The sequence below is a fragment of the Thalassobacillus devorans MSP14 genome (assembly GCF_000496835.1).
GTDB classification, from domain to species: domain Bacteria; phylum Bacillota; class Bacilli; order Bacillales; family Halobacillaceae; genus Thalassobacillus; species Thalassobacillus devorans_B.
Window position 1 is genome coordinate 1,716,624 of record NZ_KI543236.1, and the last position, 24,510, is coordinate 1,741,133.

Annotated in this window: 22 protein-coding genes and 1 other annotated feature; of the genes, 3 read left to right on the top strand and 19 right to left on the bottom strand. The window is 41.6% G+C overall.

What is annotated here, in order from left to right; all coding sequences use genetic code 11:
• Position 1 precedes the first annotated feature (1 nt).
• Positions 2-1,762, bottom strand: coding sequence for a succinate dehydrogenase flavoprotein subunit (sdhA, locus tag P855_RS0109710; RefSeq protein ID WP_028783387.1), 1,761 nt, complete (start codon positions 1,760-1,762; stop codon positions 2-4).
• Positions 1,763-1,820: 58 nt separating this feature from the next.
• Positions 1,821-2,441, bottom strand: coding sequence for a succinate dehydrogenase cytochrome b558 subunit (locus P855_RS0109715; RefSeq protein ID WP_028783388.1), 621 nt, complete (start codon positions 2,439-2,441; stop codon positions 1,821-1,823).
• A gap of 527 nt (positions 2,442-2,968) precedes the next feature.
• On the opposite strand from P855_RS0109715, the gene P855_RS0109720 reads away from it, so the two are divergent.
• Positions 2,969-3,406 (top strand): YslB family protein, encoded by a 438-nt coding sequence (locus tag P855_RS0109720; protein WP_028783389.1) that lies wholly within the window; start codon positions 2,969-2,971, stop codon positions 3,404-3,406.
• 14 nt (positions 3,407-3,420) lie between these two features.
• Here the strand turns inward: P855_RS0109720 and uvrC are convergent, their stop codons facing one another.
• The 12 genes from uvrC to zapA form a co-directional block, all read right to left on the bottom strand.
• On the bottom strand, positions 3,421-5,220 hold the full coding sequence (uvrC, locus tag P855_RS0109725; RefSeq protein ID WP_028783390.1) for an excinuclease ABC subunit UvrC: 1,800 nt from the start codon (positions 5,218-5,220) through the stop codon (positions 3,421-3,423).
• 139 nt (positions 5,221-5,359) lie between these two features.
• Positions 5,360-5,674, bottom strand: coding sequence for a thioredoxin (trxA, locus tag P855_RS0109730; RefSeq protein ID WP_028783391.1), 315 nt, complete (start codon positions 5,672-5,674; stop codon positions 5,360-5,362).
• 149 nt (positions 5,675-5,823) lie between these two features.
• Positions 5,824-6,804 carry an electron transfer flavoprotein subunit alpha/FixB family protein gene (locus tag P855_RS0109735; protein WP_028783392.1) on the bottom strand — a complete coding sequence of 327 codons (981 nt, stop codon included), beginning with the start codon at positions 6,802-6,804 and terminating at the stop codon, positions 5,824-5,826.
• A gap of 34 nt (positions 6,805-6,838) precedes the next feature.
• Positions 6,839-7,612, bottom strand: coding sequence for an electron transfer flavoprotein subunit beta/FixA family protein (locus P855_RS0109740; protein ID WP_028783393.1), 774 nt, complete (start codon positions 7,610-7,612; stop codon positions 6,839-6,841).
• A gap of 16 nt (positions 7,613-7,628) precedes the next feature.
• Positions 7,629-8,402 (bottom strand): enoyl-CoA hydratase, encoded by a 774-nt coding sequence (locus P855_RS0109745; RefSeq protein ID WP_028783394.1) that lies wholly within the window; start codon positions 8,400-8,402, stop codon positions 7,629-7,631.
• A 17-nt stretch (positions 8,403-8,419) separates the two neighbouring features.
• The gene (locus P855_RS0109750; protein ID WP_028783395.1) at positions 8,420-9,007 is read right to left on the bottom strand and encodes a TetR/AcrR family transcriptional regulator; all 588 of its coding nucleotides are present in this window, start codon (positions 9,005-9,007) and stop codon (positions 8,420-8,422) included.
• Positions 9,008-9,118: 111 nt separating this feature from the next.
• On the bottom strand, positions 9,119-10,828 hold the full coding sequence (locus tag P855_RS0109755) for an AMP-binding protein (protein ID WP_028783396.1): 1,710 nt from the start codon (positions 10,826-10,828) through the stop codon (positions 9,119-9,121).
• A 242-nt stretch (positions 10,829-11,070) separates the two neighbouring features.
• Entirely contained in the window at positions 11,071-11,478 is a 408-nt protein-coding gene (locus P855_RS0109760; protein WP_028783397.1) for a DUF350 domain-containing protein, read from the bottom strand.
• A gap of 23 nt (positions 11,479-11,501) precedes the next feature.
• Entirely contained in the window at positions 11,502-13,847 is a 2,346-nt protein-coding gene (locus P855_RS0109765; RefSeq protein WP_028783398.1) for an endonuclease MutS2, read from the bottom strand.
• Between the two features lie 15 nt (positions 13,848-13,862).
• Complete coding sequence (polX, locus tag P855_RS0109770; RefSeq protein WP_028783399.1) at positions 13,863-15,587, bottom strand: DNA polymerase/3'-5' exonuclease PolX; 1,725 nt, start codon at positions 15,585-15,587, stop codon at positions 13,863-13,865.
• 68 nt (positions 15,588-15,655) lie between these two features.
• Positions 15,656-16,204 carry a CvpA family protein gene (locus P855_RS0109775; protein ID WP_028783400.1) on the bottom strand — a complete coding sequence of 183 codons (549 nt, stop codon included), beginning with the start codon at positions 16,202-16,204 and terminating at the stop codon, positions 15,656-15,658.
• Positions 16,197-16,484: a cell division protein ZapA gene (gene zapA, locus P855_RS0109780; RefSeq protein WP_028783401.1), complete on the bottom strand. Its 288-nt coding sequence runs from the start codon at positions 16,482-16,484 to the stop codon at positions 16,197-16,199. The genes P855_RS0109775 and zapA overlap by 8 nt, the downstream gene beginning before the upstream one ends.
• A 165-nt stretch (positions 16,485-16,649) precedes the next feature.
• Here zapA and rnhC point away from each other — a divergent pair, with 165 nt between their 5' ends.
• Entirely contained in the window at positions 16,650-17,573 is a 924-nt protein-coding gene (gene rnhC, locus P855_RS0109785; RefSeq protein WP_028783402.1) for a ribonuclease HIII, read from the top strand.
• 294 nt (positions 17,574-17,867) lie between these two features.
• On the opposite strand, the gene pheT is transcribed toward rnhC, so the two are convergent.
• The 3 genes from pheT to P855_RS0109805 form a co-directional block, all read right to left on the bottom strand.
• Positions 17,868-20,294, bottom strand: a complete 2,427-nt coding sequence (gene pheT / locus P855_RS0109790) for a phenylalanine--tRNA ligase subunit beta (RefSeq protein ID WP_028783403.1) — start codon at positions 20,292-20,294, stop codon at positions 17,868-17,870.
• A gap of 14 nt (positions 20,295-20,308) precedes the next feature.
• Entirely contained in the window at positions 20,309-21,343 is a 1,035-nt protein-coding gene (gene pheS / locus P855_RS0109795) for a phenylalanine--tRNA ligase subunit alpha (protein ID WP_028783404.1), read from the bottom strand.
• Positions 21,344-21,463: 120 nt separating this feature from the next.
• Positions 21,464-21,692: a binding site (T-box leader), on the bottom strand.
• Between the two features lie 49 nt (positions 21,693-21,741).
• On the bottom strand, positions 21,742-22,479 hold the full coding sequence (locus P855_RS0109805) for a TrmH family RNA methyltransferase (protein ID WP_028783405.1): 738 nt from the start codon (positions 22,477-22,479) through the stop codon (positions 21,742-21,744).
• A 101-nt stretch (positions 22,480-22,580) separates the two neighbouring features.
• Here P855_RS0109805 and sspI point away from each other — a divergent pair, with 101 nt between their 5' ends.
• Complete coding sequence (sspI, locus tag P855_RS0109810; protein WP_028783406.1) at positions 22,581-22,793, top strand: small acid-soluble spore protein SspI; 213 nt, start codon at positions 22,581-22,583, stop codon at positions 22,791-22,793.
• 38 nt (positions 22,794-22,831) lie between these two features.
• On the opposite strand, the gene P855_RS0109815 is transcribed toward sspI, so the two are convergent.
• Positions 22,832-23,917: a M42 family metallopeptidase gene (locus P855_RS0109815; protein ID WP_028783407.1), complete on the bottom strand. Its 1,086-nt coding sequence runs from the start codon at positions 23,915-23,917 to the stop codon at positions 22,832-22,834.
• A gap of 83 nt (positions 23,918-24,000) precedes the next feature.
• Entirely contained in the window at positions 24,001-24,483 is a 483-nt protein-coding gene (locus P855_RS0109820) for a dUTP diphosphatase (protein ID WP_028783408.1), read from the bottom strand.
• Between the last annotated feature and the right edge of the window lie 27 nt (positions 24,484-24,510).

Genomic DNA, 24,510 nt, shown 5'->3' on the forward strand with positions numbered 1-24,510 from the left:
ATCATTTACCCCCTTTGCTTTTTGAATAATCGCGCTTACGAGGCTTGATCAAGGATGTATCAACATCCTCATAAGTGAAAACAGGTTTGTTTTCAGCCTTATCGTAAGTTGCAATTGTTGTTTTTAGCCATTCTTCATCATTACGTTCCGGGAATTCAGGCTTGTAATGCGCTCCTCGGCTTTCGTTACGGTTATATGCCCCAAGCGTCATTACTCGTGCTAATTGCAGCATATTTTGTAACTGGCGGATGAACATTGCACCCTGATTGCTCCAACGGGACGTATCATTGACGTTAATACGCTCATAGCGTTCCATAAGTTCCTGTATTTTCTTATCTGTCTCCAGCAATTTAGCATTGTCACGGACAACTGTTACATTATCAGTCATCCATTCTCCAAGTTCTTTATGAAGCTGGTAAGCGTTCTCGTCTCCATCCATTTTCAGGATCTTTTCAAAGTTCTCTTTTTCCAGCTGCAATTGCTTTTCAAATACACTCTCATCAATATCTTCATACGTTTTCTCCAGGCCATCGATGTATTTTACAGCATTTGGGCCGGCTACCATTCCGCCATAGATGGCAGAAAGTAACGAATTGGCACCAAGACGGTTAGCACCGTGCTGGGAATAATCGCATTCACCAGCTGCAAAGATTCCAGGAATGTTGGTCATCTGATCAAAATCGACCCACATGCCACCCATAGAATAGTGAACGGCAGGGAAGATTTTCATAGGAACTTTACGAGGATCTTCACCGACGAATTTTTCATAAATCTCGATGATACCGCCCAGTTTGACGTCCAGGAATTCCGCATCTTTATGAGAAAGATCCAGATATACCATGTTCTCGCCATTGATTCCTAACTTCTGATTAACACATACATCAAAAATTTCCCGTGTCGCAATGTCACGAGGAACAAGATTTCCGTAGGCCGGATATTTTTCTTCAAGGAAATACCAAGGCTCGCCGTCCTTATAAGTCCAGACACGGCCACCTTCACCACGAGCGGATTCACTCATCAAACGAAGCTTGTCATCACCAGGGATGGCTGTTGGGTGAATTTGGATAAATTCGCCATTAGCGTACTTTACCCCTTGTCGATAAAGCGCACCTGCAGCAGACCCGGTATTTATAACAGAGTTGGTTGACTTCCCGAAGATGATTCCCGGTCCGCCGCTTGCCATGATTATTGCATCAGATTTAAATGCTTTTACTTCATGAGTGTGAAGGTTTTGAGCAACGACTCCCCGCCCTGTACCTTCTTCATCAATAATAGCCGAGATGAATTCCCAGCCTTCATATTTAGTAACTAATCCGTTCACCTCATGGCGTCGGACTTGTTCGTCTAATGCGTAAAGCAATTGTTGTCCTGTTGTTGCGCCGGCAAATGCCGTACGGTGATGCTGAGTGCCACCGAAACGGCGGAAGTCTAACAGCCCTTCAGGGGTTCTGTTGAACATCACTCCCATACGATCCAATAGATGGATTATGCCAGGAGCTGCGTCAGTCATCGCTTTAACTGGAGGCTGATTGGCAAGGAAGTCCCCGCCATATACAGTATCATCAAAGTGTTCCCACGGGGAATCACCTTCACCTTTAGTATTTACGGCTCCATTAATACCGCCTTGCGCACAAACAGAGTGAGAACGTTTTACAGGTACAATGGAAAGCAAATCGACGTGAACGCCTGCCTCCGCAGCTTTGATGGTTGCCATCAAACCAGCCAGGCCACCGCCGACAATAACTATATTTCGATCGCTCATTTTTAAAACTCACTCCCTCTAAGTACTATCATTTCTATCTAATTACGTTATGTTAAATTTAAACCCCGTAGGCGAATGTGAAAAGCGTGCGAACGCCTACATAGGAAACAGCCAAGAAAACAATGATACTTGCATAAGTCATGATACGTTGAGATCTCGGTGTCATCGTAATTCCCCAGCTGACAAAGAAAGACCAAAGTCCATTTGCAAAGTGGAAAGTTGTTGATACGACACCCACTACATAGAACCAGAAGAAGAATGGATTAGTCAAAATGTTCTCCATCAATTGGTAATTAAGGTCTACCCAGCCCAAACCAATAGCTATTCGAGTTTCCCACACATGCCATGCGATGAAAATCAAGGTGATTACTCCAGTATAACGCTGGAGCATAAACATCCAGTTACGGAAATATCCATAATTGGATACATTGTGCTTTGCCGTGAATGCAATATACACCCCGTAGATTCCATGGAAAAGGATCGGTAGGAAAATGATGAATAATTCAAGTACATACCGATATGGCAAACTTTCCATAAAATGTGCTGCTGCATTAAATGCTTCTGGACCTCGTGTAGCAAAAAAGTTAACCGTCAAGTGCTGGATCAAAAAGATCCCGATGGGAAGGACCCCAAGTAAAGAGTGGATTCTTCTGTTAATATAGTCGCGATTTCCCGCCATGTTTTACCCCCCTCAAGTTAAATGAATAGTTGGTTATATGTACATTATCACCATGGCTGAGGTTCCATATCAGAAGCATGTCAACCTGTAATATAACGGTGGCGCCTCAACAGGTATCTGAAATTAGAAAAGCCCGAAGACAGCGCTTCCTTAACTACAAAAGGTTTTGTAACTTCTCTATATGGAAACACCCATCCATTATAAAAGCGCTTTACAAAGCGCACGAACAAATTAAAGCATACGCATGAAACAGGCCGCAATCCCCCCATTTACACTTTTCCATGTTAAAGCAGTAGTGGGAAAGTATAAAAAATAATGGGGGTGTAAGCCCCGCTTCGCGTATTTTGTTGATAAATGTACAAAAAGTGACATATTTATTGTACTTCTATCAGGTGAGAGCGTCAAGAAGCCAACTTAATAATTTAGCGAAAGAAAAGATTAATTAAAAATAACTAAATCATTCGATTTTGGTTGCACTACGATCCAAATCAAGTAATAATGAATCATGTAGAAAGGAATGACCAAATATGAGGGGAAACACAACCAAGATCAACCTGGATCAATTACAGTCGCTTGTACATACAGGAGCAGGTTATGACTTGCTCAGGTACTATACACTTCCAGACTTATTGGGGAAAGAAGCACCTTTTCTTCTTTATTACATGGGGAAAAACCTGGCCAGAAAAAGCGAAATGACCACATTAGATGACATCATCCAATTTTTCCAGCAATTGGGCTGGGGTTCCTTGTCTATTTTACAAGAAAAAAAGAAAGAGACCCGTTTTGAACTTAGTGGCCATGTGTTAGAAAAAAGATTACAAAACCCATTACTTGAAATAGACTTCAGGATGGAAGCAGGTTTTCTAGCTGAGGCAATTACGCTTACCCAAAATGTGAATGGAGAATGTTTTGAAGAAATTGATGAAAAGAAGCACCGGGTTACATTTACAGTGATGCATACATAAATAAAAGAGCCAGCTTATTCTTCCGCTGGCTCCTTTTCTTGTTTTTGATTTAGTTGTTCCACTATCGTTTTTGCGACCGGTAATGGAATACCCAGCTTCGTGATATCTTCGGGTTTCGCATTCCGGATTTCTGCTACTGATTTGAAATGACGCAATAACAGTCTTCTTCGTTTTTGGCCGACACCCTGAATTTCATCTAATTCTGATTGTATGGCCCCTTTTCCTCGTAACTGCCGGTGGAATGTGATTGCAAACCGGTGGACTTCATCCTGAATCCTCTGAATCAGATAAAACACTTGAGATTTTCTGTCTAATTCTACTACCTGTGGCGGTTCCCCATACAATAATTCACTGGTTTTATGCTTATCATCCTTAGCAAGTCCACAAAGGGGGATATCTAAACCGAGTTCATTTTCCAGCACATCCATAGCAGCACTCATTTGACCTTTAGCCCCATCGACTACAATCAGATCAGGTAAAGGTGCTCCTTCTTTTAATACTCTGGAATATCTCCGGCGGATTACTTCCCTCATCGTGTCATAATCATCCGGTCCTTTAACATTCCTGATTTTATACTTGCGATATTCTTTCTTTTGAGGTTTGCCGTCAATGAACACAACCATAGCAGATACAGGATCCGTTCCCTGTATGTTGGAATTATCGAATGCCTCAATTCGTCTTGGCGTTTCAACATGAAGTTTTTCACCCAGTTTTTCTACAGCTTTAATCGTACGCTCCTCATCCTGTTCGATCAGTGCGAACTTCTCATCCAAAGCTATTTCTGCATTTTTCATCGCCAGCTCCACCAGCTCTTTTTTACGGCCCCTCATAGGAATATGGACTTTCGTGTCCAATACACCTTCCAGTAAATCGATATTTGTAGCAACTGGTACCAGCACTTGTTTAGGGTAAGGATGATTCTGATGAAGGTAAAAACGTCCGATATAGGATAAAAACGTTTCTTCCGGATCATCAAAGAAAGGAAACAGGGCAATATCACGTTCGATCAGTTTACCTTGTCTTACAAAGAAGACCTGGACACACATCCACCCTTTATCATAAGCATAGCCGAACACATCCCGATCAACCTGGTCATTCAGGGTCATTTTCTGCTGCTCCATTACAGACTCAATATGTTCGATTTGATCCCGCAGCTCTTTTGCCCGCTCAAAATCCAGGTCCTCGGATGCCTGATACATCTTTTTCTTAAGATCTTTTTTGATCTCTTTATGCCCGCCGTTCAAAAAAGAAGTAATATTTTGGACAATATTTTGGTTCGTTTCCTGAGAAACAGGATATTCACAAGGCCCAAGACACTGATGCATGTGATAGTACAAACAAACCCTATCGGGCATGGTATTACATTTTCTTAAAGGGTACAGTCTATCCAGCAGCTTCTTAGTTTCACGTGCTGCTAATACGTTAGGATAAGGGCCGAAATATTTCCCCTTATCCTTTTTGATTTTTCGTGTAACAATCAAACGTGGCTGCTTTTCTGCTGTAATCTTTAAATAAGGATAGGTTTTATCATCTTTCAACAGCACATTGTATTTAGGGTCATATTTTTTGATAAGATTCATTTCCAGAATCAGTGCTTCTATTTCTGAGGTTGTGACAATATATTCAAAGTCTACGATTTCCTGAACCAGACGCTGTGTTTTTCCGTCATGAGCTCCTCTAAAGTAAGAGCGAACTCGATTTTTTAACACTTTTGATTTTCCTACATATATAATCGTGTCATTTTTATCTTTCATAAGGTAACAGCCTGGCTGGTCAGGAAGGACAGCTAATTTCTCCTGGATTTGCTGGTTCATAACCACTCCCCTCCCATCTACGGGTGTATGATAAATTTATCATATTCTGCCATGTATAAACAGCATCATGAGCTATTCCGAATAAAAAAACCACGCTACTTAATGTAACGTGGCTTAGTATATACAAGGTTCATTATAATTAAGCGTGTTTGTTGATAAGGTCAGTAAGTGCTTCTTTTGGCTGGAAGCCGATTACTTGATCCACAACTTTTCCATCTTTAAAAAGAAGTAGCGTCGGGATGCTCATTACTCCATATTTGCTGGCAGTCTCCTGGTTTTCGTCCACATCCAGCTTCACAATCTTCACTTGATCGCTCATTTCGTCATCAATTTCTTCAAGAACAGGAGCAATCATTTTACAAGGTCCACACCAAGGTGCCCAAAAATCGACTAGTGCTAGACCTTCATTCGTATGCTCTGTAAAGTTTTGATCAGTTGCAGTTACAATTGCCATTAAAAATTCCTCCTCGAACAATCTTTTTTAACATAGATAGAGTATATCATGTCCTAAAATTAGTGGCTAATACTTTGTTTATACCACAAACCAGCTGCTCTTATGCACTAAAATACCGGAGCATAAAAATTTGCTCCGGTAACTTTCTATTAAGCGTTCACTTTAATTTGTTTGATTTCTTCAATCAACTTCGGCACTACTTCAAAGAGATCACCGACAATACCATAATCAGCTACATTGAAAATATTAGCTTCCGGGTCTTTGTTGATCGCGACAATCACCTTCGAGTTGGACATCCCTGCCAGGTGCTGGATAGCTCCGGAAATGCCGGCTGCAATATATAAATCGGGTGTAACTACTTTACCTGTCTGGCCAATTTGAAGGGAATAATCACAGTACCCTGCATCACAAGCACCACGCGATGCACCAACTGCTCCTCCTAACACTTCAGCCAGCTTTTCTAATGGCTCGAAGCCTTCAGCACTTTTAACTCCGCGCCCACCTGCTACAATCACTTTTGATTCTGATAAGTCGACACCCTCCGACCCTTTACGGACGATATCTTTAATGATTGTACGAAGATCTGCTATTTCAACACTTCTGGAAGTGATTTCCCCAGACCGGGTATCATCCCGCTCAAGTGCAGGAATGTTATTCGGTCGAATCGTAACAAAAATAATTCCGTCTGTAATGATTTTCTTTTCAAAAGCTTTACCAGAGTATATAGGTCGAGTGAAGATGACATTTCCACCTTCATTGCTCACTTCAGTGGCATCTGAAATCAACCCAGTTTCTAACTTGCTTGCGAGCTTAGGTGTCAAATCTTTCCCTACAGCTGTATGTCCCATAACGATTCCTTCAGGACTTTCATCATCAACCACCGCTTTGATCGCTTGCCCGTATCCTTCAGATGTATACGTTTTCAATTTTTCGTCTGAAACAGTGATGACACGATCTGCACCATGATAGACCATTTCATTTCCTTGTTCAGTCAGGTCACCTTCACCGCATAAAACTCCTACCACTTCTCCATCTGGACTAATTTGTTTAGCAGCCGCGATGGCTTCGAACGTTACGTTACGTAAAGCGCCTTCACGTGCTTCCCCAATCACTAGCATTTTCTTACCCATAAACGATTCTCCTTTCCCGGTAACTCCTATATATTTATAGTACCTTCGCTTCGTTTCTCAATAAGGAAACAAGTTCTTTCACTTGATCGTCAATTTCGCCCTCCAGCACTTTACCTGCTTCTTTCTCAGGTGGAAGGAAAATATCCACTGTTTTCGTTTTAGGTTCTACGTCATCTTCATCAAGATCGAGATCATCAAGTTCTAATTCTTCCAATGGTTTTTTCTTAGCCTTCATGATTCCAGGCAATGATGGATAGCGTGGCTCGTTCAGCCCTTGCTGGCAGGTAACGAGTAATGGAAGGGAAGAATCTACCTTTTCCACGTCGCCTTCCACGTCCCGTTCGATATGCACGGATTCACCATCTATCGTAATGGCAGTAATCGTCGTAACATAAGGGATATCCAATCGTTCAGCCAGACGAGGACCAACTTGGCCGCTCGCTTCATCGATAGCGACATTCCCGGCAAGGATGAGATCGACATCTTTATCTTCAAAGAAAGCTTCCAGGATTTTAACCGTAGTATATTGATCGCCATCCTCTAAATCATCTTCTGTATTGATAAGTACTGCTTTATCTGCTCCCATAGCAAGCGCAGTACGCAATTGTTTTTCTGATTCCTCCTCACCAATGGTGACAACCGTGACTTCACCACCATGTTCATCACGGAGGTTGATCGCTTCTTCTACTGCATATTCATCATATGGGTTAATGATAAATTCGGCGCCTTCCTCTTCAATACGTGCATCACTGATGGTGATCTTTTCTTCCGTATCAAATGTTCGTTTCAATAACACATAAATGTTCATACAAAAACCTCCCAGACTATTGATCGTTAAATTCAGGTTTTCTTTTCTCCATAAATGCCTTGATACCTTCTTTGGCATCCTTCGTGCCAAATGCTTCCCCAAAAGCTTCTGCCTCTGCCAAGACTCCTTCTTCAAACCTGGAACTTCGGGTATAAGTGACCAGTTCCATCACCTGACGAATTGTCGGTCCACTCTTTTCTGCAATTGTACTTGCTAACTTTTCAGCAGCTGTAAACAATTCTTCTTCTGGAAAACTTTTATTTACCAGACCTGCCTGCACAGCTTCTTCCCCGGTAATAGGAATACCGGATAACATCATTTCATATGCTTTGGCTGCACCAACATAAGCAGGGAGCCTCTGGGTCCCGGCAAAACCAGGGATGATACCCAGGTTCAGTTCAGGCAGCCCGAACTTTGCATGATCAGCTGCATAGCGAATATGGCATGCCATTGCCAGTTCCAATCCACCACCCAGTGCAGCCCCATGAATAGCAGCAATGATTGGGATGTGAAATTTTTCTACCCGATTAAACAGAGCCTGGCCTTTTTTGGAAAGACTTGTGTAATCGGATTCATTTTGCAGTGAAGTAAATTCTTTAATATCAGCTCCTGCTGAGAAGAATTTGCCTTCCCCCTTCAAAATGATCGCTTTGATGCTGCTATCCTCTTCTACTTCATCCAATCTGTCTGAAAGAGCCTCCAACAAGGATGTGGATAACGCATTTGCAGGCGGACTTTGTAATGTAAGTGTAGCTACATGATTTTCTACATGATAGGTTATGTTCCCCAAACCACTACCTCCCCTTGCTAAGTTCTATATGTCAAGCCTCGGACGATCAAATCATGGACCGCCCCGGCCTGGTCAACTAAATCGTAATGCTGTTCTTTCATCACCCAGTTGGTGACTGCTTCATCCAAGGTTCCGAAAATCATCTGACGGACCAGACGTGCGTCAATATCATTACGGAAAATTTCATCCTGGATTCCCTCTTCTATTATCTGATCAATAACGGTCAAATACCTTTTTAAAACTTCATTAATCTTCAACCGTAAATCCTTATTCGATTGCCTTAACTCCAACTGGGTGACGATAGCAAGATGATGGTCTGCTGTAAGCTGCTTAAAATGCATTTCAATCAACTTCAGTAACTTTTCAACCGCTGTCTGCTGCGAATTGGTTTCTTCTTCAATTTTTTCTATGAAATTCCCCATCTTCTGCTGGAATAAGGATACTAATATATCTTCTTTATTTTTAAAGTACAAATAAATGGTACCATCTGCCACCCCTGCTTGTTTTGCAATCTTTGAAACCTGCGAGGAATGGTATCCATTTTCAGCAATCACTTTGACAGCTGCATCTATGATTTGGGTATATTTCGGCTTATTTTTTTTCACTGCAATCTCCTGCCTTATCTCTTCTGAAAATGAATGAATGGTCATTCATCTATCATTCTACATCCCTATCTTGTTCCTGTCAATAAAAAGAAGAAGACAAGCCTCACCAGGTTATACGGGTTCCGTACTTCCTGTACCCTGTTTGTTTTTCTCTTCTTCAATGAGAGTTCTGCGCAAAATTTTACCTACCGCTGTTTTGGGAAGCTCGTTTCTGAATTCATAAACCCTCGGTACTTTATATGCTGCCATATGTTTTCGACAAAAATCATTCAATTCCTGCTCAGTCACCGAAGAATCTTCCCTTTTAACGATAAATGCTTTAACCGTTTCACCCCGGTAAGGGTCTGGAATACCTACTACTACAGCTTCCTGGACTGCCTCATGTTCATATAGCACTTCTTCTACTTCTCTCGGATAAATATTGAAGCCACCGGCAATTATCATATCTTTTTTCCTGTCTACTACATAAAAGTATCCTTCTTCATTCATATATCCCAAATCTCCGGTACGGAACCAGCCTTCAGCATCCAGTACCTGGTCAGTTTCTTCTTTTCGTCCCCAGTACCCTTTCATTACCTGAGGACCTTTCACTGCAATTTCCCCAACTTCCTCAAACTCTGCTTCTTCACCACTTTCCATTCTGAATATCTTCGCATCTGTATCAGGCCAAGGGACGCCGATACTGCCATTTACTCTCCGATCCCACACAAAATTAGAATGGGTGACCGGTGATGTTTCTGTAAGCCCATACCCTTCTACCAATTTTCCTCCTGTAACCCGTTCAAACCGCTCCTGAACTTCTATTGGTAAGGGGGCTGAGCCACTGATACAAGCTTCAATCGATGATAAATCATACTTTTTTAAAGCAGGGTGATTCAATAATGCAATATAGATAGTCGGTGCTCCCGGAAACAATGTTGGTTTTTGCTTATCGATTGTTTTCAAGACTTCCCCTGCATCGAATTTAGGCAGAAGAATCATTTTTGATCCCATCATTATTGATAGATTCATGACAGCTGTCATGCCATAAACATGGAAGAATGGGAGAACGCCGAGTACTATCTCCTCCCCTTTTTTACATTTATACAGCCAATGCATTGACATTTGAGTATTTGCCACCAAATTCAAATGAGTCAGCATTACCCCTTTTGGATAACCGGTTGTTCCTCCTGTATATTGTAATAAAGCAAGATCATCGGCAGGATCGATATCCACAGGGGTCACGGTGTCGACGGAAGAATGGAAAATATACTCCCAAAGATGCGTATCATGTGTTTGTTCCGGATTTACTACCAGTTTATATTGACGTTTTTGTATAAAAGGGTAGATTCGGTTTTTAGGAAAAGGAAGGTAGTCCTTGATGCCTGTGATAATTACATGTTCTACATCAGTATTCCCTTTGACATTGCTTACTTTAGGATAAAGGATATCCAGGCACACGATCATTTTTGCTCCAGAATCATTCAACTGATATTCCAGTTCCCTTTCCATATATAGGGGATTGGTTTGGACGACAACCCCTCCAGCCATTAATATGCCATAATAAGCTATTACTGACTGCGGGCTGTTAGGGAGCATGATAGCCACCCTATCTCCTTTTTCTACACCCAGTTTTTGCATATAAGCGGCAAATTTCTCTGTCTGCTGTAAAAGTTCCTCAAAGGTCATTTCTTTCCCCATAAAATGAAGCGCTTTCTTTTCCGGGTATAAATCAGCTGCTTCATATAAAAATTGGTGCAGGGCTTTTCTGTCATAATCTAAGGTAGCGGGAATTTCTTCTGGGTAATGACGATGCCAAGGTCTCTCAAATTTTTCTGTCATCAGAATTCCTCCCTTTATCTCGCTTATACTTATTATAACGATTTATGCCCATAAAAAGAATTATTATTTGAAAATTCGAAGAAAACAGCCTGGGTATATAGTATTAAAAAAAGGACAAAAGACGGACTTTGAAACCTGTCTTTTGTCAATTCATGATAATAAAAATTACACCGACAATAATAAATAGCGCTGAGACTACACCCAGCACCTTCGCTAATGTTTCCATGCTGATTATTCGCCCCTTAGATGATATTTGCACCTATAACAAAAGAAAGACCTACGGATATAACTAAAGAAATAAAACCCACAGCCCGGTTATCATTTTCTATTTCCGCATCTATTTTGAAATTAGGGGTAAGAAATTCATAAATGAAGTAGCCGCTCAAGAGTAAAAAGAAACCATATAATCCCCACCCCATAGTTTGCAATAAGGAATCATTGTGTTCAATAGAGTAACGAAAAATATTGGCAATACCGAATATTTTTCCACCTGTTGCCATGGCTACAGCTAAATTCCCGTCTTTAATTTCCTTCCAGTTGTTATACCTGGTCACCAGTTCAAAAACTGCCATAAATATAACCAAACATAAAATAACAACACTGTACCTTGCTGCAGTTTCAATTAAAGGGTGCTCCCAAAAGCTATTCATTTACACTCTCTCCCCCCAGTCTCTCAAGCTAATTCTAACACAGTAACTCCACCCCCGCCTTCGTTCATGCCGCCGGATCGGTGTGACTTGATAGCAGGATGGTTGTCCGCAAAACTTTTCACGCCATTTCTTAGGGCGCCTGTACCTTTGCCATGAATGATGGAAACTCTGGGGTATCCCGCCAATATGGCATCATCAATATATTTTTCTAAGCGGGTTAATGCTTCTTCATATCTTTCTCCACGTAAATCCAACTCCGTTTTGACATGATAGCCTTTACCTTTTACGGTTGCCATTGGTTTTTCCTTCAAAGGCTGTTCAGATTTAATAAATTCTAAATCTTTCCGCTTAGCCTTCACTTTCATTATCCCAACCTGGACTTGAAACTCATTTTGACTTATAACATCAATAACTGTACCGTTCTGATTCAGGGAAAGCAGCTTGACTTCGTCTCCAGCCTTCAACTCACGTTTACTTGTGCTTCCTGGTTTTTTTTGTTCTTGTTTTTTTTCAGCAAGCTCAGGGCGTGCTTCTTCTAACGTCTTACGCGCTTCAATCCATTCATGTTCCTTGAAATCTGCCTGCTGTTTCCGGTTACGCAGTTCTTTTACAATTTCTTCAGCTTCCCTTTTAGCCTTCTCTATAGCCTTTTCAGCCTTCTGTTCCGCACGCTGATAAAGTTGTTCCCGCTTACCCTCGAACTTTTTCCACTTATCTTCTAATTCACTGTGAAGCTCCTGGGCCTGCTCTAATATCTTCTCCGCTTCTTCATAATCCCGGTCAGCTCCTCTTGTGGATTCTTCCAGGGAAGCAATCATACTTTCCACACTTTTTGAATCACTGCCAATATGGCCTTTCGCAGTTTCAATTACGTGTTCATCCAATCCTAATCGTCTTGAAATCTCAAACGCATTGCTTCGCCCTGGAACTCCGATTAATAATCGGTAAGTAGGCTGCAGCGTTTGTATATCGAATTCCACCGATGCATTGATGACACCTTCCCGGTTATAGCCATATGCTTTCAATTCAGGGTAGTGAGTGGTAGCAATTACTCTGGCATCTCTTTGGACTACTTCATCTAAAATAGACATAGCGAGTGCTGCTCCTTCTTGCGGATCTGTACCGGCTCCCAGTTCATCAAATAGCACCAAGGTTTTGTCGTTGACGTGTTGGAGAATATCTACAATATTAGTCATATGGGAAGAGAAAGTACTCAGGTTCTGTTCGATTGATTGTTCATCTCCAATATCCGCAAAGACATTTTCAAACACTGCCATCTCCACACCATCTAAAGCAGGGATCTGAAGTCCGGATTGAGCCATCAACGTACATAGGCCGACCAGTTTCAATGTCACTGTTTTCCCGCCCGTATTAGGACCAGTGATAACAATAGAAGTAAAAGATTCACCAAGTTCGATATCATTTGCTACTACTTCTTCCTGATCGATTAACGGATGCCTCGCTTGTTTCATTTTAATGATTCCACGGTCATTCATAGCAGGCATGGCTGCTTTCATGGATTGTCCAAGCTTGGCTCTTGCAAACATAAAATCTATTTTTTCGAGAAGTTCAACATTTTGGTAAAGGAAAGATTCGTCTGAAGCTATTGCCTCTGATAATACTTTTAAAATCCGTTCAATTTCATGTTTTTCCTGAACTTTTGCTTCTTGAAGTTGATTATTCAAGTCCACGATAGCCTGGGGTTCTATGAACAACGTAGCACCGGAAGCTGATTGGTCATGCACGATCCCCCCGATCGCACCACGGTACTCCTGCTTTACTGGAAGTACATATCTGTCATTACGAATCGTCACAATAGCATCCGATAACATTTTACTTTTCGACTTCGTATAATTGTCCATTTTATCCCGTACTCTGCTTTCATAGGTACGGACGCGAGAGCGGATCGTCCGGAGTTTATCCGACGCACCATCCATAACGTGACCGTTGTCATCAATACACGTACGGATTAGCCGTTCTAATTCATTCAGGGGGACAATCCCTTCTACTAAATCACGCAGGATAGGGACCACCGGCTCTTCCATTTGGTCGATGAATCTTTTCATCTGTTTTCCGCCGTATATGGTAGAAGCGATATCCAGACATTCTGATGGGCTTAACACGCCGCCGATGGTAGTCCGCTTAATGCCAGGTTTAATATCAAAGATACCGCCGAGTGGGACATTGCCATGTAACCGGATCACTTGGGCAGCTTCATCTGTCTCGTTTTGCCAACGGACTACTTCTTCAAAATCAGTGGATGGCTTTAATGCGGCAGCTTTCGCCTTACCGAGTGAAGAAGCTGCATATTCTGCTAGTTGATCAACTATTTTTTTATATTCTAATACATGAAATACACGTTGATTCATGAGTGATTGACTCCTTTATTTCTTAGCTTTCCCTTGGAAAAGGCTCACCAGTTCCTCCTTTTTCCAGGTATTAATGACATTCTCTTTTCGCAGCCACCCTTTGCGTGCTGCTCCAACACCTATTTTCATATGATCCAGCATGGAATAATTATGTGCATCGGTATTGATAGCTATTTTGACACCAGCTTCCTGGGCTTTGATTAACGTTTCCCAACTCAAGTCAAGACGGTTCGGGTTTGCGTTCAACTCTAATACTGTTCCAGTTTGCTGAGCTGTCTCAATTAATATGTCTAAATCGACAGCATATCCTTTTCTTCTGCCAATCAGACGGCCGGTCGGATGGGCGATCATATGAACATGAGGATTCTCCATAGCATGTATTAACCTTTTCATGATCTTATCCTGGGATTGACTGAAACTTGAATGGATAGACCCGATTACAAAATCCATCTCTTCCAGAAATTCATCTTCAAAATCCAGGGTTCCATCAGGAAGGATGTCCATCTCAATTCCTGCAAATATATGAAAATCAACCATTTCATTATTCAGCTTATCGATTTCTTTCCTTTGTTTCCGTAAACGTTCTTCATTTAATCCGTTTGCCACTCGTAAATATTTAGAGTGATCGGTAATCGCAATGAATTCATAACCTTTCGATTTTGCTTCTTCTGCCATTTCCCTTATGGACTGGGCACCATCACTCCAGGTGCTGTGCATATGAAGGTCTCCTCTAATATCCTTCAGATCTACTAAATCAAATTCCTTCTCTGCTTTTTCTATCTCTCCTAAATTTTCCCTAACTTCAGGAGGAATCCAGCTGAGCCCAAAGTGAGCAAAAAAGTCTTCTTCTTTTTTAAAGGTAGTCACTTCTCCAGTTTCCACATTTTCGATGCCATATTCACTGATTTTTTCATTTTGCTGCTTTGCTAATTGGCGCATCGCCACATTGTGGTCCTTCGATCCTGTGAAGTGATGGAGTGTTGTCGCAAATTCTTCTGGTTTAACGATCCTGAAATCAATGTTGATATCGTATCCTTCATTTACAACTACAGATACTTTCGTTTCTCCTGATGCGATCACTTCCTCTATACCTTCATACCCCAACAATTGATCACGAGTTGCTGGAGCATCTTCCGATACAATGATAAAGTCAATGTCCTTGATCGTTTCTTTCATTCTACGTAAACTTCCAGCCCTGGAATAATGCTCTACGGTCTTCAAAGTATCCAGGAATGCTTCGATTTTTTCTGCTAGTGGAAGCATCATGGCAATCGGCAGTCGTTCTGGCCTGTTGTCCGCATCTTCCAATGCTCTGAGTATCTTTTCTGCTGATTTTTTTCCAAAACCCTGGAGTTGTTCGACACTTCCATCTTCACACGCTTTTTTCAGGGAAGCTGCATCCGTAACACCCAGTTCCTGATATAATTTAGAAAGCTTTTTACCCCCAAGTCCAGGTAAATCGAGCAAAGGCACTAAACCTTTAGGAACTTCTTCCTGCAGCTGCATCAACGTATCCGATTGACCGTTGTCTATATATTCATTTATAACTTCTGCAGTTCCCTTTCCTATCCCTTTCAACTTAGTGAAGTCTTCGATTTCACTTAAGGATCGCTCGTCCTGTTCTAAGGCTTGAGCAGCTTTTCTGTATGCAGATATTTTGAAAGGGTTCTCTCCTTTCAATTCTAAATAAACAGCTACCTGTTCCAGTAACTTAATAACCTGCTTCTTATCTACTGCCATGTCGGCCAACTCCTTTTAATGAGTGTAGTGATATCGTAAAGAAAAAACTTCTCCAGGTAAGAGAAGTTTTATAATAGTGCTGCTACATGCTCAAACCACAGCGTTTTCAGCTGTTGTGAGAACATTGGCGTGTGTTCGATTATTGCCTGGGCAATTCCGGCGTTATCCAGTGCATTTTGCACAGACTCAATCGGCATCAGGGCTGCGATAGAAAGTAAAATGAACAAAATCAGATACGTTTCGATAAAACCTAGTACGCCTCCCAACAATCCATTCAATGTTTTTAAAATTGGCAGGTCAGCTACGAAATCCAGCATAGAGGCGATAATTTGCACGATGATCTTCACACCAAAAAAGAGAATGGCAAAGGCCACCGCGTTATAAAAGGCTATTTCCAGCGGCAGGCTCTCCAAAAATACAGACCACTCTGCACTTTCTGGTAAATTCGGGTATGGCACCCACAGTGTCAGTCGTTCTGCAAGATCATCATAATAAAGTACAGCTACTACAAACGCGGCTATAAAGCCGATAATATGGAACAGCTGAAGGATAAAACCTCTCCGTAATCCATTCAGAGTTCCAATAATCAATATTATAATCAGTAATAAATCAATCATCTTGTTTTCTTTCCTTTTCTTCGTTGATTTTCAGCTTGTCAAGAAGCTCATTATACGATTCTTTCAAGGCTATGTAATCATTCATCGTGTTGACCGCAGTTAGTACTGCAAGTCTGGAAGTATCCAGCGAACGATTTCCCTCCTGGATTTCACGCATTTTTTGATCAACAAGTCCTGCCACCATTTTCACACGGGGAGCCGGCTCGTCTCCCACAATGGTATAGGAACGATTATATATTTCAACCGTAGTACGTGATTTTTTATTTTCTGAATGGGACATATTATCCCCCCTGACAATAGAATCCTAAAGTTTATATTAACACGAAGGAGAAAAATTGGGAAACTAAATCTATCGTATATTGCATGGTTCTGTCTTATTCTGTCGTCTGATATACTTATCATGAATGAAAGCAACCTAAACGTAGAAAGAGAGAGGAATTCAAACATGGGCCAAGTTGTACTTAAAGTAACAAAACACACCCTGAATAAAATGAAAATATATTATAAAGAACATTTAAAACCGGATGTGCCTCAAGCTGCCTTATTTGTGGCAAAAACGCCCGGAAGCACCATCACAGCCTATCAATCGGGCAAAGTTTTATTTCAGGGAAAAAGTCCTGAAGATGAAGCGGCTAAATGGGGGAAAGCTGACCAGCCTGTAAAGACAAAAGTTAGTAAGCAACATGCTTACCATCCGCCAGAATCACTGTTCACCAGTTCCCACATTGGCTCTGATGAAGCAGGAACAGGTGATTATTTTGGACCGATAACAGTTGCTGCTGCTTATGTAAAAAAAGAACAAGTCGCTTTGTTGAAAGAACTTGGCGTCAAAGATTCCAAGCATTTGACAGATGTTAAAATCCGCTCCATTGCTAAGGATATTATCCATTTGGATATCCCTTTTACATTATTGAAGTTGAATAATAAAAAGTACAACCAACTACAAGCTAAGGGTTGGAGCCAGGGGAAAATGAAAACGATGCTCCATCATCATGCTTTAGAAAAACTGTTAAAGAAAATAGAGCCGGAGCGTCCTGCCGGTATTTTAGTGGATCAATTTTCAGAACCTGAGGTATATAAAAGACATCTTGCCTCAGAAGGAAATAAACTACAGGAAAGTGTCTTTTTTATGACTAAAGCAGAAAGTCATTCCATCGCTGTGGCGACAGGATCGATTCTTGCAAGGGCAAGCTTCGTCAAGGCTATAGAAGATATCTCTACAGAAGTTGGGCTGACTATCCCTAAAGGTGCATCCCTCCAGGTAGACAGGGCTGCAGCTACTATTATTAAAAAGTTTGGAAAGGCAAAATTAGATGAGATTGCAAAAGTACATTTTGCAACTACTCAAAAAGCTAAAAAATACCTATAAACGTTTCTGGTTCCAATTCTCGGATATTTGTTATTTCCATCCAAACCCAAAAAGCTAAGCGCCCTTCGGAGGGAATACCTCCTTGGATTCCATTAGAAAAAAATGGGCTTGTCGCCAAGTCCTTATGGCGAAAGCCTAAGTGTTTCTTATACTTTAATCCTTTAACAAATGTAAACTTAAAAATCGAGTATGAAATCATTAGATTCATACTCGATTTTAAACTGGGTTTTCTATTGTTTTATCATGTTACTCTGGCTGCTTTGGCTGCTTTGGCTATTCATCAGGCTTTTCTTATCAGCCTCTCAATTCTGCCTGGTGCCTTTCCCCTACTGCGGAAAGGATTTTTTCATGCGCTTTTTCAACTTCCTCATCCTTCAGCGTACGGTTCGGATCCATATACAAGAGATTGAAAGCAATTGATTTTTTACCTGATTCCAAATGCTCTCCTTGATAAACATCGAAAATGCGAACATCCTTCACCAATGGAGCACCTGCTTCTAAAATTGTTTCTGCAACTTCTGCTGCGAAAGATTGTTCATCCACCACTAAAGCAATATCTCTGTTGATGGACGGATATTTAGGGATAGCCTGGAAAGCTTCTTCTTTCTCATAGCTGCCAAATAATACTTCCACATTCAAATCGAATACATAGGTTTCCTTCAAATCCAACTCGTTTTGCAGCTTTGGATGTATTTGGCCGATAAAACCGATCACTTGATTATCGAGCAATACTTCCGCTGTTCGGCCCGGATGCATATCTGGAAGTTTAGCCTGACGGTAAGTCAACTGCAAATCAAGTAATTTCGCCAACCCTTCTACGATTCCTTTAACCACAAAGAAATCGACGGATTTCTTTTCTTGCTGCCAAGGGTGAATGTGCCAGTCCCCAGTAAGGGCGCCTGACAAACGTAACTGTTCCTCCGGCTGTACAGTAACCTGTTCCTCTTCACTGATGAATACAGTACCCAGCTCGTAGTAAGCAAGATCTGTTTGTTTCCTTGCGATGTTATAAGAAAGAGATTCCAGAAGCTCTGGCAATATGCTCAAACGAAGGTGGCTGTGCTCTTCACTCATAGGCATCGCTAACCTGACGGGTGCCTTTGCTTGTTCTTTCACCTCTCGACTTACCAGCTGCTCTGCACGATTTGCTCTTGTCAGCGAGTAGGTAATCGTTTCATCAAGCCCTGCTCCTTGTAAATAATTTTTCACTTTTCGCTTCAATTGCTGTTGTAACGTGAGACCGCCAGCCTGCGAAGCTCCGCCTGGAAGTGTGTAAGGGAGATTATCATAGCCATAAACCCTTGCTACCTCCTCCAGCATATCTTCAAATAATTCTACATCTCCGCGGCGGGTAGGTACAATGACCTTGAACAATTCACCGTTTTGCTCATACCTAAATTGTAGACGGCGAAGAATATCGGCAATTTCTTCATCCGAAATGTCAGTACCAAGCCTTTCATTGATATGAGAAGTAGTGATTTCCACTCGCTTTGGCTCTTTATCCAGGTCATCGAACTCTACTACCCCATTTAATACTTTTCCGTCTGCATATTTCTCTAATAATTCACATGCTCTCTTACCAGCAAGGATGACCCTGTTAGGATCAACACCTTTTTCAAAGCGGGTACTGGCTTCACTCCTCAAACCATGATCCTTGGAAGACGTTCGCACTGCGTTTGGATGGAAGTAAGCTGCTTCTAAGAGGATATTAGTCGTATCCTCATGCACTTCGGAATCAGCACCGCCCATGACTCCAGCAATAGCTGTCGGTTGTTTACCGTTAGTGATCACTAAATGTTCAGGCTTTAAGGTTCGCTTCTGACCATCTAATGTAGTGATTGTTTCATTTTGCTTTGCTCTTCGGACGACCACTTCCTCAGTTCCGAAACGATCCAAATCAAAGGCATGAAGCGGCTGCCCATATTCAAGCAGCACATAATTCGTAATATCAACTACGTTATTAATCGGACGTACGCCTGAAGCTATCAAGCGGTTCCGAAGCCATAAAGGCGATGGACCAATTTTTACATCATTTATGATAAAAGCGCCATAATAAGGGTTTAAGTCAGGTGCTTCTACTTTGACAGAAATTTCATCTGCAGCCGGCTCTTCAACAGGATTGACCACTTCTTCCTGTGGGGTGAATGGCTGATCTAAGATAGCTGCTACTTCATAAGCGACCCCCAGCATACTTAGGCAATCCGCACGGTTTGGAGTCAGTCCCAGTTCGATAATAATATCATCCAGATTCAACAATTCAGCTGCATTATCCCCGATTTCCACTTCGTCATGGAATACAAAAATGCCATCTGTAAATTCTTTTGGTACATCTTTTTCATCTACGCCAAGCTCTTGTAAAGAGCAAATCATCCCGTTAGATTCTACTCCCCGGAGTTTAGCTTTTTTAATTTTGAAGTTTCCCGGAAGCACAGCACCGGGCTTAGCAACCGCTACTTTCTGACCAGCAGCGACGTTAGGGGCACCACAAATAATTTGCAGTGTCTCTTCTCCGACATCTACCTGGCATAAGTTCAGCTTATCTGCATTGGGATGCTTTTCACAGGACTGGACATACCCCACCACTACATGGTTCATTTTTTCGGCAATCGGTTCGACGCTTTCTACTTCAATGCCTGTTTTCGTTATCAGCTCAGCCAATTCCTCAGGCGTCTGATCATTTATGTCTACATAATGTTTCAACCAATTTAAAGACACTAACATGGTAGATCTCTCCCTTACGCTTTATGGTATTGTTTTAAGAATCGTATATCGTTGGTGTAGAAATGACGGATATCATCAATGCCGTACTTCAACATGGCAATCCGTTCCGGACCCATACCAAATGCAAAACCTGAATAAAGGTTCGGATCATAGCCTGCCATTTCAAGTACATTCGGATGTACCATTCCAGCGCCTAAGATTTCAATCCAGCCTGTTCCTTTACATACTGAACACCCATCACCTCCGCAAACCTTACAGGAAATATCCATTTCAACAGATGGTTCAGTAAAAGGGAAAAAACTGGGGCGAAGACGGATATCCCGTTCTGATCCGAACATTTGCTTGGCAAACCCATTTAATACTCCTTTCAGGTCACTCATCTTGATATTTTCATCTACGACGAGACCCTCTACCTGGGTGAATTGATGTGAATGGGTTGCATCATCGGTATCGCGTCGATACACTTTACCTGGACAAATCATCCGAACTGGTTCATGCCCGTCCTTTTGTTTCATCGTACGGGCCTGTACCGGAGAGGTATGGGTACGCAGCAGTAGTTCTTCTGTAATATAGAAAGAATCCTGCATATCGCGTGCCGGGTGCCCCTTTGGTAAATTAAGCGCCTCGAAATTATAATAATCCGTCTCTACTTCCGGCCCTTCTTTAATTTCGAAGCCCATACCGATGAATAAATCCTCAATTTCTTCGATGATACTAGTTAACAGGTGCGGCCCGCCTACCTGTACTGGACGTCCTGGTAAAGTCACGTCAATACTTTCCTCTTCGAGTTGCTGTTCCAGCGCTTCTTCTTCTAACTTACCCTGCTTCTTTTGAATTGCATCGGATATAGTTTCTCTAACTTCATTGGCTAGCTGTCCGATTACCGGACGTTCTTCTTTGGATAATTTCCCCATGCCGCGAAGCACTTCCGTAATTGGACCTTTTTTCCCTAAGTAAGCTACCCGTACATCTTGCAAAGCTTTCAAATCCTCTGCTTGTTTCACTTTCTCCAACGCTTCTGATTGCAATTCCTGCAAACGATCTTTCATTCAAAACTCCTCCTTATTCGATTAAAAAAACTGGCTTATACCTGTTTTTATTGCGAATGTATACTTTACTTCCTTTAACAAAATTAAGTTCATAAAGCATAAAAAAAATCTCCTCCCTGGAAAAGGGACGAGACTTTATGGCCGTTTCGCGGTACCACCCTTGTTGACACACGAATGGTGTGTCCACTTCATTACGGATAACGGATATACATCCGGGACACCTTTATGATCAGATGCCAGCTCCAGAGTGAAATTTCAATAATCACCACGATAGAAGTGCTCGCAGTCTCTGGCACTTCTTCCCTGTATCGATGTTATGATCATCTACTGGCTCCTTCAACGCCATTCGCTCTATAACTATTCATATATTATAGAAAATCATTTTCAATCTTGCAAGCCTATATTTTCATTTGATACATCAGAATGCCGGCAGCGATGGCTACATTCAACGATTCTGCCTGACCAGCAATAGGAATGTACACCTGTTTATCTGCTAATGAGATCATTTCCTGCTGAATACCAGCCCCTTCATTTCCCACTATAAGTGCGGCCTTTTCAGGGAAGGTTATCTGATGGTATGGTTCAGCATTTTCTAATGTGGACGCAAACACTGTCAGCCCTTGCTGCTTTAGCGAAGCGATCCATTCGAACAATTCCCCTTGAATAAGAGGCAGGTGAAACAAAGAACCTTGCGTAGCCCTTATTACTTTTTCATTGAAGGGGTCGACGGAACCTTTACCAATAATGACGCCGTCGAAACCCGCTGCATCTGCGGTTCTTATCAGCGTACCCAGATTTCCGGGGTCCTGGACAGCATCAATGAGCAGGACATGATGAAAAGAACAAAGTTCAAATACCTTCATTTCTACAACAGCTGCTATTCCTTGCGGAGTTTCTGTTTCAGAAATCGCAGAAAAGACCTCATCAGACACACGTGTAAACCTTTCTCCTTCAATCCACTCAGGAAGGTCGGCACCTTCTTTGACTATCACTTCTTTAGTTTCCCATGCACTTTTGATTGCTTCCTCTACCAAATGGTAGCCTTCAACAAGAAAGGATCGTGATTTTTCTCGTTCACGTTTCTTTTTTAATTTTATCCATTGTTTGACGCGTGTATTTTGTAAGGATGTCAGCATTACTTTACCTCTTTTTCTTAGCTTCTTTGACTATCATACATATTTTAAGGAAGAAAGGTCAAACTAACCAAAGAAAAAGTTAAAAAAAGGAGTGCTATTCAATGAATTTGAACTTACGTGAAGCTATTTTGTCTAATATTTCAGGAAATAACAGAGAGCAACTGGAAGCAACCATCGTTGATGCCATCCAAAAAGGGGAAGAAAAAATGCTTCCAGGTCTTGGTGTGTTGTTTGAATTGATTTGGCAGGAATCCAGCGAAAGTGAAAAAAATGAGATGCTTGAAGCGCTGGAACAAAGTGTACAGCAGCAATAACCAAAAAAAGCTCCGCCGATAAAGGCAGAGCTTTTTATTTAGTTGAAAGTAATTTCTTTGACAGTATCGGCATCCAGCTTTTTGATGACTTCTACAATCAATTTTACCGCATTTTCAAAATCATCACGGTGAAGCATAGCCGCATGAGAATGAATGTAACGTGTTGCAATGGTAATGGATAAAGCAGGCACACCATTTGCTGTCAAATGGATAGCCCCTGAATCAGTACCACCGCCTGCAATAGCATCAAACTGATAAGGGATTTCCTTCTCATCAGCCGTATCTACCACAAAATCACGCAGTCCTTTATGGGACACCATGGAAGCATCATAAAGAATAATCTGCGGACCTTCTCCCATTTTACTGGATGCATCTTTATCTGACACTCCCGGTGTATCCCCTGCGATCCCAACATCAACACCGAAACCGATATCAGGGTTGATGGCATGAGCAGAGGTACGAGCTCCCCGTAACCCAACTTCTTCCTGAGCAGTTCCTACGCCATAAACGACGTTTGGATGCTTTTCATTTTTTAGCTGTTTCAATACTTCAATTGCAATAGCGCAGCCGATACGGTTGTCCCATGCTTTAGCAAGCAGCATTTTTTCGTTCTTCATTTGGGTAAATTCAAAATAAGGAACGATCGAGTCACCAGGACGCACTCCGAATTCCTTTGCTTCTTCTCTGCTGGAAGCTCCGATATCAATAAACATATCTTTAATCTCAACGGGTTTCTTGCGAGCTTCAGCTGGTAATATATGAGGTGGTTTAGAACCAATCACTCCAGTGACAGAACCTTCGCGAGTCATTATTGTCACACGTTGTGCAAGCATGACCTGACTCCACCAGCCTCCTACTGTTTGAAATGAAATAAATCCATTATCATCAATACGGGTAACCATGAAGCCTACTTCATCCAAGTGACCGGCTACCATAATTTTTGGACCGTTTGCTTCGCCTGACTTTTTCGCAATCAGACTCCCTAAATTATCGGTATACACTTCATCCGCAAAAGGTGTAATATATTTTTTCATTACATCCCTAGCTTCTTTTTCATGACCTGGAATGGACTTTGCATCAGTCAACTCCTTTAACATGGTCAATGTTTCATCAGTTTTCGCCATATGTAATTGCCCCCTCGAAAAATTTTGACTATTTTATTATATCGTTTTTTCCTATAATAAACAAAATTTTTATAAAAACGCTTTCAATAACCTTCATCCTGCCTCTGATGATTCCGGGCATTTTTTTTATGGTAGGCATACTGGATTGCTTGTTCAGAAAAGCCTAACCCTGCTCCAAGGCTTAAATAGTTTGAAAACATCTGTTGAAAGTTTTTCTGCTTTGGAACTGATTTGAATTTAACTATATCCTCGTAGACTTGATGAAATCCTCCACTCAAATCATCTACTGGTTTAATTGGCTGTTCTTCGTAACGAAGTTCTTTCTCCAGCCCCAGGGAAAGCATAAAATGAAGTCCATCTACATACTCTTCCAGAATTACATCTTCAGGACTTGCTGGTTTTTGACTCCAGAATTTGAAGCATCTTGTTTCATTAGCCAGCTCCCCGACCTCCACGAGAAGTGCCAGCACTTTATCTTCAAATAAATCAGCCTCCTCCAGCTGGTGATTTGCTTCAATATAACGATCCAACTGTAATTGTGTTTGAAATAGTTCATCCCAATTCATCTTAAGTCCATCCTTTTTAATAAATTT

What these genes read in the sequence shown, in the direction of transcription:
- sspI (WP_028783406.1), top strand. Translation starts at nt 22,581, where the DNA reads ATGAATTTGAACTTACGTGAAGCTATTTTGTCTAATATTTCAGGAAAT.
- polX (WP_028783399.1), bottom strand. Translation starts at nt 15,587, where the DNA reads ATGGCAGTAGATAAGAAGCAGGTTATTAAGTTACTGGAACAGGTAGCT.
- P855_RS0109740 (WP_028783393.1), bottom strand. Translation starts at nt 7,612, where the DNA reads ATGAACATTTATGTGTTATTGAAACGAACATTTGATACGGAAGAAAAG.
- pheT (WP_028783403.1), bottom strand. Translation starts at nt 20,294, where the DNA reads ATGTTAGTGTCTTTAAATTGGTTGAAACATTATGTAGACATAAATGAT.
- P855_RS0109760 (WP_028783397.1), bottom strand. Translation starts at nt 11,478, where the DNA reads ATGAATAGCTTTTGGGAGCACCCTTTAATTGAAACTGCAGCAAGGTAC.
- P855_RS0109755 (WP_028783396.1), bottom strand. Translation starts at nt 10,828, where the DNA reads ATGACAGAAAAATTTGAGAGACCTTGGCATCGTCATTACCCAGAAGAA.
- sdhA (WP_028783387.1), bottom strand. Translation starts at nt 1,762, where the DNA reads ATGAGCGATCGAAATATAGTTATTGTCGGCGGTGGCCTGGCTGGTTTG.
- P855_RS0109775 (WP_028783400.1), bottom strand. Translation starts at nt 16,204, where the DNA reads ATGATTGATTTATTACTGATTATAATATTGATTATTGGAACTCTGAAT.
- P855_RS0109720 (WP_028783389.1), top strand. Translation starts at nt 2,969, where the DNA reads ATGAGGGGAAACACAACCAAGATCAACCTGGATCAATTACAGTCGCTT.
- P855_RS0109735 (WP_028783392.1), bottom strand. Translation starts at nt 6,804, where the DNA reads ATGGGTAAGAAAATGCTAGTGATTGGGGAAGCACGTGAAGGCGCTTTA.
- P855_RS0109765 (WP_028783398.1), bottom strand. Translation starts at nt 13,847, where the DNA reads ATGAATCAACGTGTATTTCATGTATTAGAATATAAAAAAATAGTTGAT.
- P855_RS0109715 (WP_028783388.1), bottom strand. Translation starts at nt 2,441, where the DNA reads ATGGCGGGAAATCGCGACTATATTAACAGAAGAATCCACTCTTTACTT.
- uvrC (WP_028783390.1), bottom strand. Translation starts at nt 5,220, where the DNA reads ATGAACCAGCAAATCCAGGAGAAATTAGCTGTCCTTCCTGACCAGCCA.
- zapA (WP_028783401.1), bottom strand. Translation starts at nt 16,484, where the DNA reads ATGTCCCATTCAGAAAATAAAAAATCACGTACTACGGTTGAAATATAT.
- trxA (WP_028783391.1), bottom strand. Translation starts at nt 5,674, where the DNA reads ATGGCAATTGTAACTGCAACTGATCAAAACTTTACAGAGCATACGAAT.
- rnhC (WP_028783402.1), top strand. Translation starts at nt 16,650, where the DNA reads ATGGGCCAAGTTGTACTTAAAGTAACAAAACACACCCTGAATAAAATG.
- P855_RS0109820 (WP_028783408.1), bottom strand. Translation starts at nt 24,483, where the DNA reads ATGAATTGGGATGAACTATTTCAAACACAATTACAGTTGGATCGTTAT.
- pheS (WP_028783404.1), bottom strand. Translation starts at nt 21,343, where the DNA reads ATGAAAGATCGTTTGCAGGAATTGCAATCAGAAGCGTTGGAGAAAGTG.
- P855_RS0109815 (WP_028783407.1), bottom strand. Translation starts at nt 23,917, where the DNA reads ATGGCGAAAACTGATGAAACATTGACCATGTTAAAGGAGTTGACTGAT.
- P855_RS0109805 (WP_028783405.1), bottom strand. Translation starts at nt 22,479, where the DNA reads ATGCTGACATCCTTACAAAATACACGCGTCAAACAATGGATAAAATTA.